The 13,531-nt window shown below is 77.0% G+C and carries 14 protein-coding genes; 10 read left to right on the forward strand and 4 right to left on the reverse strand.

What is annotated here, in order from left to right:
• Window positions 1-37: 37 nt before the first annotated feature.
• Window positions 38-640 (forward strand): hypothetical protein, encoded by a 603-nt coding sequence (locus HL054_RS08845; protein WP_369138548.1) that lies wholly within the window; start codon window positions 38-40, stop codon window positions 638-640.
• 43 nt (window positions 641-683) lie between these two features.
• Entirely contained in the window at window positions 684-1,520 is an 837-nt protein-coding gene (locus tag HL054_RS08850; protein ID WP_369138549.1) for an HpcH/HpaI aldolase/citrate lyase family protein, read from the forward strand.
• Window positions 1,521-1,530: 10 nt separating this feature from the next.
• Here the strand turns inward: HL054_RS08850 and HL054_RS08855 are convergent, their stop codons facing one another.
• The 3 genes from HL054_RS08855 to HL054_RS08865 are packed head-to-tail and all read right to left on the reverse strand — an operon-like array spanning window position 1,531 to window position 3,778.
• Window positions 1,531-2,283, reverse strand: a complete 753-nt coding sequence (locus tag HL054_RS08855; protein WP_369138550.1) for a putative protein N(5)-glutamine methyltransferase — start codon at window positions 2,281-2,283, stop codon at window positions 1,531-1,533.
• Window positions 2,280-3,068, reverse strand: coding sequence for a putative hydro-lyase (locus tag HL054_RS08860; protein ID WP_369138551.1), 789 nt, complete (start codon window positions 3,066-3,068; stop codon window positions 2,280-2,282). Before HL054_RS08860 ends, HL054_RS08855 begins: the two co-directional genes overlap by 4 nt.
• A gap of 2 nt (window positions 3,069-3,070) precedes the next feature.
• Window positions 3,071-3,778 carry a GntR family transcriptional regulator gene (locus HL054_RS08865; protein WP_369138552.1) on the reverse strand — a complete coding sequence of 236 codons (708 nt, stop codon included), beginning with the start codon at window positions 3,776-3,778 and terminating at the stop codon, window positions 3,071-3,073.
• A gap of 154 nt (window positions 3,779-3,932) precedes the next feature.
• Between HL054_RS08865 and HL054_RS08870 the strand changes: the two genes are divergently transcribed.
• From HL054_RS08870 to HL054_RS08905, 8 genes are all read left to right on the forward strand, one after another.
• Window positions 3,933-5,201 carry an NRAMP family divalent metal transporter gene (locus tag HL054_RS08870; protein ID WP_369138553.1) on the forward strand — a complete coding sequence of 423 codons (1,269 nt, stop codon included), beginning with the start codon at window positions 3,933-3,935 and terminating at the stop codon, window positions 5,199-5,201.
• Complete coding sequence (locus HL054_RS08875) at window positions 5,198-5,968, forward strand: LamB/YcsF family protein (RefSeq protein WP_369138554.1); 771 nt, start codon at window positions 5,198-5,200, stop codon at window positions 5,966-5,968. The genes HL054_RS08870 and HL054_RS08875 overlap by 4 nt, the downstream gene beginning before the upstream one ends.
• The gene (locus tag HL054_RS08880; protein WP_369138556.1) at window positions 5,968-6,579 is read left to right on the forward strand and encodes a 5-oxoprolinase subunit B family protein; all 612 of its coding nucleotides are present in this window, start codon (window positions 5,968-5,970) and stop codon (window positions 6,577-6,579) included. The genes HL054_RS08875 and HL054_RS08880 overlap by 1 nt, the downstream gene beginning before the upstream one ends.
• Window positions 6,576-7,424: a biotin-dependent carboxyltransferase family protein gene (locus HL054_RS08885; protein ID WP_369138558.1), complete on the forward strand. Its 849-nt coding sequence runs from the start codon at window positions 6,576-6,578 to the stop codon at window positions 7,422-7,424. Before HL054_RS08880 ends, HL054_RS08885 begins: the two co-directional genes overlap by 4 nt.
• A 14-nt stretch (window positions 7,425-7,438) precedes the next feature.
• The gene (locus HL054_RS08890) at window positions 7,439-9,676 is read left to right on the forward strand and encodes a helix-turn-helix transcriptional regulator (protein ID WP_369138560.1); all 2,238 of its coding nucleotides are present in this window, start codon (window positions 7,439-7,441) and stop codon (window positions 9,674-9,676) included.
• Window positions 9,677-9,767: 91 nt separating this feature from the next.
• Window positions 9,768-10,685: an alpha/beta fold hydrolase gene (locus HL054_RS08895; protein ID WP_369138561.1), complete on the forward strand. Its 918-nt coding sequence runs from the start codon at window positions 9,768-9,770 to the stop codon at window positions 10,683-10,685.
• On the forward strand, window positions 10,682-11,497 hold the full coding sequence (locus HL054_RS08900) for a CPBP family intramembrane glutamic endopeptidase (RefSeq protein ID WP_369138563.1): 816 nt from the start codon (window positions 10,682-10,684) through the stop codon (window positions 11,495-11,497). The genes HL054_RS08895 and HL054_RS08900 overlap by 4 nt, the downstream gene beginning before the upstream one ends.
• Entirely contained in the window at window positions 11,494-12,186 is a 693-nt protein-coding gene (locus HL054_RS08905) for a spermidine synthase (protein WP_369138564.1), read from the forward strand. Before HL054_RS08900 ends, HL054_RS08905 begins: the two co-directional genes overlap by 4 nt.
• On the opposite strand, the gene HL054_RS08910 is transcribed toward HL054_RS08905, so the two are convergent.
• Complete coding sequence (locus HL054_RS08910; protein WP_369138565.1) at window positions 12,162-13,508, reverse strand: MFS transporter; 1,347 nt, start codon at window positions 13,506-13,508, stop codon at window positions 12,162-12,164. The two genes, HL054_RS08905 and HL054_RS08910, sit on opposite strands and share 25 nt — an antisense overlap.
• Between the last annotated feature and the right edge of the window lie 23 nt (window positions 13,509-13,531).

The following is a 13,531-nucleotide window of genomic DNA, read 5'->3' on the forward strand; positions in this document are numbered from 1 at the left end:
GCGCGGACCGTCACACCCGCCGGGCAGACTCGCCCGCGTGGAGCACCCCTCGGACGCCGTCGTACGCCGGCTGCACCCGCTGCTGGTCGAGGTGCGCGACGCCCTGGTCCGCGGTCTCGCCGTCAGCCGGGCCATCCACGCCGAGCACGGCTGGCAGCCCGGCGCCGACCGGCACCTGGACCACCAGCTGGTCCGCCGCGAGGCGATGGAGCGGCTGCGGCCCTACGCCGAGCACCACGACCACCCCTTCGGCACCCAGCTGGAGCTCCTCGAGCCGGCCAACGAGAACCTCGGCCTGCCGATGAGCGGGCTGATCCTGCGCACCCCCACCGAGGTGCTGCGGGTCTGGCACTCCGACGACGGCGAGCTGCCCGCCGCCGAGACCCAGGGGCTGCGCGACTTCTACGCCCAGGGGCCCACCGCGCAGCTGCACCTGCAGCTCGCACTGGACGCCGTCCCGGGCGACCCCGGACGCCGCGACCACCTGGCGCTGCTGTGGGCCGACGCCCGCACCCCGGGCAGCGACCCGGAGCTGGTGCGGCTGGACCTGGTGCGCCCCCGCGGCTCGACCGGGCGGCGGGTGGACGTCGACTGGCACGTCGGCCTGCTCGACCGGTTGCGCAGCAGCCCGGCCGCCTGACCCCGAGCGCCGACCGTCCCGCCCCGGCCAGCAGAATGGCCGGGTGCACATCGGACGGAACGTAGACCCCGGGATCGCCCGCTCGTGGCTGCTGGTGAACGGCGCCCGCACCGAGCTCTTCGACAGCGCCCACGACTCCCGAGCCGACCAGATCGTGCTCGACATCGAGGACGCGGTGGACCCGGCCCGCAAGCCGGCCGCCCGCGCCGACGTCGTGGAGTACCTGGCCTCCGGTGACAAGCGCGCCTGGGTGCGGATCAACGACCGGTCGACCGAGTTCTGGTCCGACGACGTCGACGCGCTCGCCGGCAAGCCGGGCCTGGCCGGCGTGATGCTGGCCAAGACCGAGGCCGCCGAGCACGTCACCGAGACCTTCGACCGGCTCGGCGGCGGCACCCCGGTGCTCGCGCTTGTCGAGTCCGCGCTGGGCATCGAGGAGGCCGTGCACATCGCGAAGGCCCGCGGCGCCTTCCGGCTCGCCTTCGGCAGCGGCGACTACCGCCGCGACACCGGCACCAGCGCCGACGACCTGGCGATGGCCTACCCGCGCTCCCGCCTGGTGGTCGCCAGCCGGGTCGGCGGGCTGCCCGGCCCGATCGACGGCCCGACGGTCAGCTCCAGCCACCCGGTGCTCCGCGAGCAGTCGGCGCTGACCGTGTCGCTCGGCCTCACCGGCAAGCTGTGCCTGGACATGGACCAGCTGCCGGTCATCAACGAGGTCATCAGCCCCGCGCCGTCCGACGTCGCCTGGGCGCGGGACTTCCTGGCCGACTTCGACGCCCGCGGCCAGGTCATCCGCGACGGCAGCGACCTGCCCCGGCTCGGCCGGGCCCGCAAGATCGAGAAGCTCGCCACCGCGTTCGGGGTCCAGCCCAGCTGACCGGGGACGCTCAGGGGAGCTGGCCGACGACCACCGTGCCGGCCAGCTCCTCGTCCCCGACCACCCGTGGCACCAGCCCGGCGGCGGCCACCGCGGCCGCCGTCGCCGGTGCCTGGCCGGCGCTGGTCTCGATCAGCAGCACCCCACCGGGCGCCAGCCAGTCCGGCGCACCCGTGGCCACCCGCCGCTGCACGTCCAGCCCGTCCGTCCCGCCGTCCAGCGCCGCACGGGCCTCGTGGTCGCGGGCCTCGGGCGGCATCAGCGCGATCGCCGCGGTCGGCACGTAGGGCGCGTTGGCGACCAGCACGTCGACCCGGCCGCGCAGCGACGCCGGCAGCGCGTCGAACAGGTCGCCGGCGTGCACCGCGCCCGGCACGTTGACCCGCGCGCACCGCACCGCCGCCGGGTCGATGTCGGCCGCGTGCAGCTCCACCCCGCCCACGGCCGCGGCGACCGCCGCCCCCACCGCCCCGGTGCCGCAGCACACGTCCAGCACGACGGCGCCCGGTGCGGCCAGCGCCACCGCCTCCCGGACCAGCAGCCGGGTGCGCTGCCGCGGCACGAACACGCCGGGCTCGACGACGAACCGGATGCCGCAGAACTCCGCCCAGCCGAGCACCTGCTCCAGCGGCTCGCCGGCGACCCGCCGCGCCACCAGCGCCTCCAGCGCCGTCCCGGCGGCGGCCTCCTCGAGCAGCGCCGCCTCGTCCTCGGCGAACACGCACCCGGCCGCCCGCAGCCGGGCGACCACCGCGTCGCTCACAGCTGCCGGTAGACGGCGTCCGGGACGTCGGTGACGAACATGTGCCCCGGTGCGTGGGTGATCGCGAACGGCGGCCGGGAGGCCATCAGCGCCGCCTGCGGCGTGACCCCGCAGGCCCAGAACACCGGGACGTCACCGACGGCGAACTCCACCGGGTCGCCGAAGTCCGGCCGGTCGAGGTCGGCGATGCCCAGGTCGGCCGGCGAGCCGACGTGCACCGGCGCCCCGTGCACCTGCGGCATCCGGGCGGTGACCTGCACCGCGGTGGCGACCAGCGCCGCGGGCACCGGGCGCATGGACACCACCAGCGGCCCGGACAACCGGCCGGCCGGGCGGCACCGCCGGTCGGTGCGGTACATCGACACGTTGCGGCCCTGCTCGATGTTGCGCACCGGCACGCCGGCGTCCAGGAGCGCTGTCTCGAAGCTGAAGCTGCAGCCCACCAGGAAGGCGACCAGGTCCTCGCGCCACAGGTCGGTGACGTCGGTCGGCTCGTCGGCCAGCTCGCCGTCCCGCCAGACCCGGTACCGCGGCAGGTCGGTGCGCAGGTCGGCGCCCTCGGCCAGCGCGGTACCGACGGCGCCGGGGTCGGTGACGTCCAGCAGCGGCACCGGCTGGGGGTTGCGCTGGCCGAACAGCAGCATGTCCCAGGCCCAGTCCCGCGGCAGCACCACCAGGTTGGCCTGGGTGTACCCGGGCGCCCAGCCCGAGGAGGGGACGGCGAGCCCGGCCCGGAACCGCTCCCGGGCGGCGGCCGGGTCGGCGGCCGGGGTCAGGGTCGTCATGGTCAGCTCCCCGGCCGGTCGCGGATGGCGGCCAGCAGCTCGGCCTCCGAGTCGTGCAGGTAGTCCTCGAGCTCCTTGGCCGCCCGCTCGCCCTCACCGGCGACCAGCAGGTCGAGCAGCCCGCGGTTGCGGCTGACGTAGGGCTCGTACAGCCGCCGCGGCTCGGCGACGGCGGAGAAGGCCAGCCGCAGCTCGGCGAGCAGCCGGGCGGCGGTCTCGTCGATGCGCCGGCTGCCGGCCAACGCGACGAGGTGTTGGTGGAAGCGCATGTTCGCGGTGCCGACGGCCGGCCAGTCGCCCCGGCGGGCGGCGTCGGCACCGGCGGCCACGTCGTCGTGCAGCGGGCGCAGCCGGACCGGGTCCAGCCGCTCCAGCCGACGGACGACGTCGCACTCGATGGTCCGCCGCAGCCGGTACAGGTCGACCAGGTCGTCCTCGTCCAGCTCGGGCACGAACACCCCGCGGTGCAGCCGGTGCACCAGCAGGCCCTCGTGGGTGAGCAGCCGGAACGCCTCCCGCAGCGTGTTGCGGGAGACCCGGAGCACCTCGACCAGCTGCTCCTCCGACAACCGGGTGCCCGGCGGGAGGTCGCCCTCGATCACCCGGTGCCGGAGCAGCTCAGCGACCCGCTCGGCGGTGCTGGACCGGTCGAAGGAGCGCACCTCGTCGGCGACGGTGCGCAGCCAGCCGGCGTCCGCGGGGTCGGGCATGCGGCCATCCTCCCCCGTCGTCGTGTGTCCGGGAAGTGAAATGTCGTCGAATCCTCTTGAAGGATTGTTGAACGACTCCCTAGTGTCCAGCCTCACAGGTCGCCCGCACGGCCCCGCGACGCGGGTCCGGCCACCGAACCGACCGGGAGCAGCCATGGCATCCACACCGGACCGCCCGCCGTCCAGCACCGAGCCCACCGACGCCGACCCCGGCGCCCCCGTCTCGACCCGGCTGGCCAGCAGCACCCGCTCCACGCTGCTCGGCGCCATGTTCCTGATGGCCACCTCGGCCATCGGCCCGGGCTTCATCACCCAGACCACCACCTTCACCGTGCAGCTGGGGGCGGCGTTCGCCTTCGCGATCGTCATCTCGATCCTCGTCGACATCGCGCTGCAGCTGAACGTCTGGCGGGTCATCGGGGTCAGCGGACGGCGGGCGCAGGAGCTGGGCAACCTGGTCGCGCCCGGCCTGGGCTGGGTGATGGCCGGCTTCCTGGTCATCGGCGGGCTGGTGTTCAACATCGGCAACGTCGCCGGTTCCGGGTTGGGCCTGGACGCGATGCTGGGCCTGGACCCGAAGCTCGGCGGCGCCCTGTCCGCGCTCATCGCGATCGGCATCTTCCTGAGCAGGAAGGCGGGGGTGGCGGTCGACCGGATCGTCGTCGTCCTGGGCCTGGCGATGATCGCGCTGACCACCTACATCGCGATCACCTCCGGCCCGCCGGTCGGCGAGGCGCTGCGCAACGTCGTCCTGCCCGAGCAGGTCGAGATCCTGGCGATCACCACCCTGGTCGGCGGCACCATCGGCGGCTACATCGTCTACGCCGGCGCGCACCGGCTGCTCGACTCCGGCGTCACCGGCCCCGAGCACGTCCGGGACATCACCCGCGGCTCGATCACCGGCATCCTGATCACCGCCGTCATGCGGGTCGTGCTCTTCCTGGCCATCCTCGGGGTGGTCACCGGGGGCGCTGCGCTGGACCCGGACAACCAGGCGGCGTCAGCCTTCGAGCAGGCCGCCGGCGAGGTGGGCCTGCGGGTGTTCGGCATCGTGCTGTGGGCCGCGGCCATCACCAGCGTCATCGGGGCCTCGTACACGTCGGTCTCCTTCATCACCTCCCGGACGAGGACCAGCGACCGGACCCGCACCCTGCTGGTGGTCGGGTTCATCGCCGTCACCACGCTGGCCTACCTGCTGATCGGCACCGCACCGACCACGCTGCTGGTCTTCGCCGGCGCCTTCAACGGCCTGCTGCTGCCCATCGGCATCGCCGTGCTGCTGTACGTCGCCACCCGCCGCACCGACCTGCTGCGCGGCTACCGCTACCCGCGCTGGCTGCTCGTCGTCGGCTGGGTCGCCTGGCTGCTCACCCTGTACCTGGCGGTCAACTCGGTCCGCCCGGTGATCGAGCTGTTCTCGTGAGGGAGGCTGCAGCGGTGGACCTGAACTCCGACCTCGGCGAGGGCCTCGGCCAGTGGACCCTCGGGGACGACGACGCGCTGCTCGGCGTGGTCACCAGCGCCAACGTGGCCTGCGGCTTCCACGCCGGTGACGCCACGATCATGCGGCGGGTGTGCGCGAAGGCGGTGGAGTCCGGCGTCGCGATCGGCGCGCAGGTCGGCTACCGCGACCTGCCCGGTTTCGGCCGGCGGTTCATCGACATGGAACCCGAGGCGCTCACCGCCGACGTCGTCTACCAGGTCGGCGCGCTGGAGGCCTTCGCCAGGATCGCCGGTGACCGGGTGCGCTACGTGAAGCCGCACGGCGCGCTCTACAACGCCATCGTGCACCACGAGGAGCAGGCGGCCGCCGTGGTCGCCGCGGTGGTGGCGTACGACCGGACGCTGCCGGTGCTCGGGCTCCCCGGGTCGGCGTGGCTGCGGCTGGCGGCCGAGGCCGGGCTCACCGTCGTCCACGAGGCCTTCGCCGACCGCGCCTACACGCCGGAGGGCACGCTGGTGTCCCGCCGGCTGCCCGGCGCGGTGCTGCACGACCCGGCCGAGATCGCGGCGCGCTGCGTGGCGATGGCCGCCGGCGAACCGATCCGGGACGTCGAGGGCGGCGAGCTGACGCTGCAGCCCGGGTCGATCTGCGTGCACGGCGACACCCCGGGCGCGGTGCAGATCGCGGGGCAGGTGCGCGCGGCCCTCACCGAGGCGGGGGTCGCGCTGGCCCCCTTCGCCGGCTGATGCGGCTGCTCCCCAGCGGCAGCACGGCCCTGCTGGTCGAGCTGGACGCGCTGGACGACGTGCTGGCCCTCTACGCCGCGCTGGCCGACGCACCGCCCGCCGGTGTGGTCGACGTGGTGCCGGCCGCCCGGACCGTGCTGCTGGTGACCGACCCGGCGCGCACCACGCTGGCCGCGGTGGCCGACGCGGTCCGCCGCACTCCCCCGCGCCCGGGCGCCCGGCCGGACGGCGACACCGTCGAGCTGCCGGTGCACTACGACGGCGCCGACCTCGCCGACGCCGCCGCGCTGCTGTCGCTGACCCCCGGGGAGCTGGTCGCGCGGCACACCGGCCGGGAGTGGACCGTCGCGTTCTGCGGCTTCGCACCGGGCTTCGGCTACCTCACCCAGGACGGCGGGGGCTGGGACGTGCCCCGCCGGTCGACGCCGCGGACCAGGGTGCCGCCGGGTTCGGTGGCGCTGGCCGGGGAGTTCAGCGGGGTCTACCCGCGCGAGTCCCCCGGCGGCTGGCAGCTGGTCGGCCGCACCGACGTCGCCGTCTTCGACCTCGACCGGGAGCCGGCCGCGCTGCTCCGGCCCGGCACCCGGGTGCGCTTCGTGGAGGCGGGGTGAGCCGGGCCCTCACGGTGCTGGCGACCGGCCCGCTCACCACCGTGCAGGACGACGGCCGGCCGGGGCAGGCCGCGCTGGGGATCGGCCGGTCCGGGGCGTGCGACCGCGCGTCGGCGGAGCTGGCCAACCGGCTGGTCGGCAACCCGGTCGGGGCCGCACTGCTCGAGGTGACGTTCGGCGGGCTGGCCGTGCGCGCGGAGGCCGACCTGCTGGTGGTCACCAGCGGCGCCCGGTGCCCCGGCTCCCCGCACGCGGCACCCACCGTGCTGCGCCGCGGACAGGAGCTGCGGCTGGGTCCGCCGGCCGGTGGGCTGCGCAGCTACCTCGCCGTCCGCGGCGGCATCGACGTCCCGCCGGTGCTCGGCTCCCGCAGCACCGACGTGCTGGCCGGGCTCGGGCCGGCCGTCGTCGCGGCCGGCGACGTGCTGCCCGTCGGCGAGCCCGCCGGGCCGCTGCCCGGCGTCGACCTCGCGCCGGTCGCCGACCCGCCCACCGGCGAGGTGACCGTGGCGGTGCTGCCCGGCCCGCGCGCGGACTGGTTCGGCGACAGCGGCTGGCGCGGGCTGACCGGGCAGCCGTGGACGGTGAGCAGCGAGAGCAACCGGGTCGGGCTGCGGCTGGACGGCGACCCGCTGGAGCGCGAGCGGGAGGGTGAGCTGCCCAGCGAGGGCATGGTCCGCGGCGCCCTGCAGGTGCCGCCGTCCGGCACGCCGGTGCTCTTCCTCGCCGACCACCCGGTGACCGGCGGCTACCCGGTGGTCGGCTACGTCGTCGACGCCGACGTCGACCGCTGCGCCCAGCTGCAGCCGGGACAGGTGCTGCGCTTCCGCGCGACGCCCGGGTGACCGACACTCCTCCGGTGGACGGTGCCCGCCCCGTGCTGACCGCCCAGCTGCGGGTGCCACCGGTGCCCCGCACCCTGGTGCCCCGCACCCGGCTCACCGCCCGGCTGGACGCCCTGTCGCAGGTACCGGTCGCGGTCGTCACCGGGGGCGCCGGGTGGGGCAAGACGACGTTGCTGGCCGGCTGGGTGCGCAGCGCGCGGCTGCCCGTCGCCTGGGTGACGGTGGGCGCGGCGGACGACGACCCGGCCCGGTTCTGGACGCTGGTCGTGACCGCGCTGTCGGGGCCGGCGCCGGAGTCCACCGCACCGGCGCTGGCCGCGCTGGGGGTGCCGTCGGTCGACCCGCTGGACGTCGCCCTGCCGGTGCTGCTCAACGGCCTCGCCGAGCGCACCGCGCCGGTGCTGCTGGTGCTCGACGACCTGCACGAGGTCGCCGACGGTCGGGTCGCCGCGGGCCTGGAGCTGCTGCTGGAGCACCAGCCGCCGGCGCTGCGCGTGGTGCTCGCCGGCCGCGGCGTCCCGGTCCCCGGCCTGGCTCGGCTGCGCGCCCGCGGCCGGCTCGTCGAGGTCGGTCACGAGGACCTGCGCTTCACCGAGGCCGAGGCCCGCGCGCTGCTGGCCGGGGCGGTCCGGGAGGACGACGAGGACGCGGTCACCGGTGTGGTGTCCCGGTCCGAGGGGTGGGCCGCCGGCCTGGCGCTCGGTGCGCTGGCCCTGCGGGACGCCGCCGCCGGGCACGCGGTGCGCCCCGGTCCGCCCGGTCGGGAGCACGCGCTGGAGTACCTGGCCGCGGAGGTGCTCGCCGGTCAGCCCGCCGGCCGCCGCGAGCTGCTCACCGCGGTCGCGGTGCTGGACCGGGCCAGCGGTCCGCTGCTGGACGCGGTGCTCGACCGCCGCGGCTCGGCGGCCGAGCTGGCCGCCCTCGAGCGCACCGGCACGTTCGTCGGCACCGCCGACGGCGAGTGGTACCGGATGCACGAGCTCACCCGGGCCGCCCTGCGGCGCGAGGCCGACCCGGCCCGGACGGCGGAGCTGCTCACCCGCGCGGCCCGCTGGTCGGTCGCCGCCGGGCTGCCCGAGGACGCCGTCCGCGCGCTGCTGGCGGCCGGAGACCACCCGGCCGCCGCCGACGTGCTCGTCGCCTCCACCGGCGTCTTCCTCGGCACCGGCCGGGTGGGCGAGTTCGCCCAGCTCGGTGCGCTGCTGGAGCCGACGGCGACCCGGTCGGTGCCGCTGCTGGCGTCCCTGGCCTGGGCGGCCGGCGTCACCGGCCGGCTCGACCGGGTGCCCGCGCTGCTGGACCGCGCCGAACGGCTGCTGCGGGAGGGGGCACCCGACCCCGGCCACCCCGGCTTCGCGACCACCGTCGGCGTCCTCGCCTCGCTGCGCTCGGTGTACGGCACGCCGCCGACCGCCGACCGCGGCGCGGCCCGGACGGCAGCGGAGGCCGCGGTCGCGGCCGAGACCGACCCCGGCCTGCCGGGCTGGGTGGCCGCCCACGTCGCGCTGGGCGGGGCGCTGCTCGGCGGCGGGGACCCCGCCGCCGCCCTGCCGGTGCTCGACCGGGCCTGGGCTGCCCCGGCCACGGCCGTGCTGCCGGTCCCGAACCGCCTCGAGGTCGCCGGCCTCCTCGGCTGGTGCCTGCTGGAGGCCGGCGACCCGGCGCGGGCCCGGGAGCTGGTGCGCACGACGGCGGCCGAGGTCGCCGGGCTGGAGGCGGCGCTGGGCGACGCGGCGGCCGGCGCGGTCGCCCTGCTGCACGCCGTCGCCGCCCGGCTGGCCGGCCTCGACGGGGACCTGCCGTCGGCCCGCCGCCGGTCCGCCCGCGCCGCCGACCTGGTCGCCGTCCAGGCGCACCCGGCGGTCGCCGTGCTGGTGCTGGTCGACGCCGCCGACACCGCGCTCCGCTGCGGTGAGCCGCGCGCCGCGCTGGCGCTGCTGGACCAGGCCCGGGAGGCCGCGCGGGACGCGCCGCCGGCGCCCGAGCTGGCCGCCCGGGTCGCGGCGCTGGGCAGCGAGGCGGGCAGCCGGGTCGCCCGGTCCAGCCGCGCCGTGCTGGCCGAGCCGCTGACCGAGCGGGAGGTGACGGTGCTCCGGCTGCTGCGCGGTCCGCTCAGCCGCCGGCAGGTCGCCGCCGAGCTGCACCTGTCGGTCAACACGGTGAAGGGGTACACCGCCGCGCTGTACCGCAAGCTCGGGGTGGACTCCCGGGCGGACGCCGTCGCCCGCGCGGCCGAGCTCGGGCTGGGCTGACCCACCCCGGGTGGGCCGGCCGGGTGGGTGGTGCGCGCCCACCCCGCCGGGCGGCACGGTGCGGGGCACCACCCCCGGACCAGGAGCTCCCGTGACCGACCTCAGCCCGTCCCCCGCCCGGCTCGACTGGCCGGCCGGCGCCACCTCGCACGTCACCGACCTCGACGGGCCGGTGCACCACCTCGACCTCGGCGGCCCGCCCGGTGCCCCCGTGGTGCTGGCCGTGCACGGCCTCGGCGGCTCGGCGCTGAACTGGGGACTGCTCGCGCCGCTGCTCACCGGCGCCCACCGGGTGCTCGCGCTGGACCTGCCCGGCCACGGCCGCAGCGGCGTGCCGGCCGGCCGCGGCGGCCTCGCCGCGGACCTCGGGCTGCTGCACCGCTTCCTCACCGAGGTGGTCGGCGGGCCGGCCGTGCTGCTCGGCCACTCGATGGGCGGCGTGCTGGCGCTGCGGTACGCCGCCGCGCACCCGGACACCGTCACCCGGCTGGCCGTGCTCAGCCCACCGGTGCCCGGCACCACCACCGGCACCGACCGGGCCATGCTGGCCCGGCGCGCGTTCCTCCGGCTGCCCGGGGTGGCCGCCGCGGTGCGCCGCCAGCTGCGCCGGCTGACCGCCGAGCAGGTCGTCGACCGGCAGCTGCGGCAGGCCACCCCGCACGCCGCCCGGCTGCCCGCCGACGCGGTCGCCGCCTCGGTCGCCGAGACCCGGCTGCGGCAGGCGCGGCCGGACGCCGACCGCGCCCAGGCCGTCCAGTGGGCCGGGATCCTGGACACCATGGCGCTGCTCGGCCGCGCCGGTGCCTGGCGGGAGACGCTCGCCGGCATCACCGTCCCCACGCTGTGGCTGCAGGGCGGCGACGACCCGCTGGCCGACCCCGCCGACGCTGCCGCCCTGGCCGCCACCCGGCCGGACTGGCCGTTCGAGGTGCGGGCCGGCGTGGGCCACCTGCTCGCGCTGGAGGACCCGGCCTGGACCGCCGCCCAGCTGCGCGGGTGGCTGGCGTGAACCGCCCGACGACGGTCTTCCTGCTGCTCGCCTTCGCGCTGACCTGGGGCGTGTGGGTGCCCCGGGCGCTGGCCGGCGACGACCCCGGCTGGACCGGCGCGCTCGCCCCGCTGTCCACCTACGGTCCGGCGGCGGCCGCCGTCCTCACCGCGGCGCTGACCGGCGGGCGGCCGGCGCTGCGGGCGCTCGGCAGGCGGCTGGTCCGCTGGCGGGTGGGGCGGCAGTGGTGGCTGCTCGTGCTCGCCGGGCCGGTCGGGGTCTGGCTGACCGCCGCCGGGGCGCACCTCGCAGCGACCGGCGAGCTGGGTGCGGCACCGCAGGTGCTGGACGCCGGCCCGCTCGGGGTGCTGGCGCTGCTGCCACTGCTGCTGCTCACCGACGGGCTGGGCGAGGAGGTGGGCTGGCGCGGGTTCGCCCTGCCGGAGTGGCTGCGCGACGCCGGCCCGGCGACCGCGAGCCTGCTGCTCGGCGTCGTGTGGGCGGTCTGGCACGCACCGCTGGCCTGGACCGACGGGGCGACGCTGGAGGGCACCGCGATCTGGCTGCTCCTGCTGCAGCTCCCGGCGCTCGCCGTGCTGCACACCTGGGTGTTCCGGGGCACCGGCGGCAGCGCGCTGACGGCGGTGGTGCTGCACGCGACGACCAGCCTGTTCGCCGTCCCCCTGCCCGGCGGTGGTGAACCGTGGCCGCCGTACCTGCTCCAGCTGGCCGTCCAGGTCGCGCTGGCGGCCGCCGTCCTCGCCGGCTGGCGGCGGGTCCGGCCGGTCCGGCCCGTGCCGCGGCAGCGGGCTGTCGCAGACTGGAGGGGATGAACGGGCACGACGAGCTGCAGGAGCTGGGGCGGGCATCCGGAGCGCACGGCGAGGTGGTGCTCCGCCGGCGCGGCGCGGTCACCGAGCTGGTGGTCGACGGCGTCTTCGCGATGGACGACGTGGACACCTCCACCGAGCGGGCGCTGGCCACCGAGGCGCTGGCCCGCTGCACCGGCGACCGGCTGCGGGTGCTGGTCGGCGGGCTCGGCCTCGGCTGGACGGCGGCCACGGCGCTGGCCGACCCGCGGGTGGCCGCCGTCGACGTCGCCGAGCTGCAGGCCCCGCTGGTCGGCTGGGCCCGCCGGGGCCTGCTGCCGGCGCTGCCCCTCGACGACCCGCGCCTGGCGCTGCACGTCACCGACGTCGCGGAAGCCCTGGTCGCTGCCCCCGGCCGGTACGACGCCGTCCTGCTCGACGTGGACAACGGCCCGGGGTTCCTGGTGCACGGGTCGAACGCACGGCTCTACGCGGCGGCCGGGCTGGCCACCGCGCTCGCCGCGCTGCGCCCGGGCGGTGTGCTGGCGATCTGGTCCAGCGACCCGGTGCCCGAGCTCGCCGCGCGGCTCCGGGCGCTGCCGCACACCGCCGGCGTCGAGCACCTGGTGCTGCCGGTCGAGCGCGACCGGCGGCGCTTCGACTACGCGGTGGTGCTGGCCCGGACCGCTCAGCCGTCGTCGCGCGGGCGGTAGGCGGAGCCGCCGCGCAGCCGGGCGCGGGCGGCGACCACCAGCGGCGCGATCACCACGCCGTCCCGGGCCATCCGGGCCCGCAGCTGGCGGCGGTGGGTGAGCACCCCGACCAGCCCGATCGCCCAGAACACGTACTGCACCGCGAACGCGGCCCGGAACGCGTCCAGCGAGTAGTCGGTGGAGCTGCCGGGGGTCAGCACGTCGAGCACGAAGCCGATGGCCAGCACGGTGAGCAGCGAGGCCAGGAAGCCGCCGACGTTGACCAGGCCGCTGGCGCTGCCGGAGCGCTCGACCGGGTTCTCGGTGCGGGCGAAGTCGAAGCCGATCATCGAGCCCGGCCCGTTGGTGCCCAGCACGACGACCAGCACCACCAGCAGCCACAGCGGGGCTCGGCCGGGCCACAGCAGCACGACCGTCCAGATCGTGGCGGTGATCGCGAGGATGCCGAACACCAGGTCCGAGCGGCGCAGCGGCCAGCGCCCGACCAGCCGGCCGACCAGCGGGCCGAAGCCCATGCCGACGACCACCAGCAGGGTCAGCAGGGTCGCGGCCCCGCCGGCGGACATCCCCTGCCCGGTGGTGAGGAACGGGAAGCCCCACAGCAGCGCGAAGACGGTGCCGGAGAACTGGGTGACCAGGTGGGTGAACAGACCGATCCGGGTGCCGGGCTCCCGCCAGGTGGCGACGAGGTTGCTGCGCACCTCGGCCAGGCCGGCCGGCACCGGGACGGCGGTCCCCGGCGGGGCGTCGGTGAGCGTCACCAGCACCAGCACGCCGACCAGCACGCCGACCGCGGCCGCGCCGACGAACGTCGGCGTCCAGCCGGCCGAGTGCAGCAGCGCGACCAGCGGGTAGGCCGCGACGATCTGGCCGAACTGCCCCAGCAGGCCGGTCAGCTGGGTGATCACCGGGACGGTGCGGCCGGGGAACCACAGCGGCACCAGCCGGAGCACGCTGATGAAGGTCATCGCGTCGCCCGCGCCGACCAGCACCCGGGCGAGCACGGCGGTCGGCACGTCGTGGGCGAGGGCCAGGACCAGCTGGCCGACCGCCATGGTCGCGGCGCCGGCGACGATCATCCGCCGGGAGCCGAACCGGTCCAGGGCGACGCCGACCGGCACCTGCAGGCCGGCGTACACGACCAGCTGGAGCACCAGGAACAGCGAGATCGCCGAGGCGCCGGCGGAGAACCGCTCCTGCGCCTCGATCCCGGCGACACCGAGCGAGCCGCGGTGGAACACCGCGACCGCGTAGGCCACCAGGGCGATCAGCCAGACGACGTAGGCGCGGCGCGGGGCGCGGTCGGTCGCTGGTGAGGTCACGTGCAGGGACGACGCCGACGCGC

The organism is Modestobacter versicolor, assembly GCF_041028285.1.
GTDB classification, from domain to species: domain Bacteria; phylum Actinomycetota; class Actinomycetes; order Mycobacteriales; family Geodermatophilaceae; genus Modestobacter; species Modestobacter versicolor_A.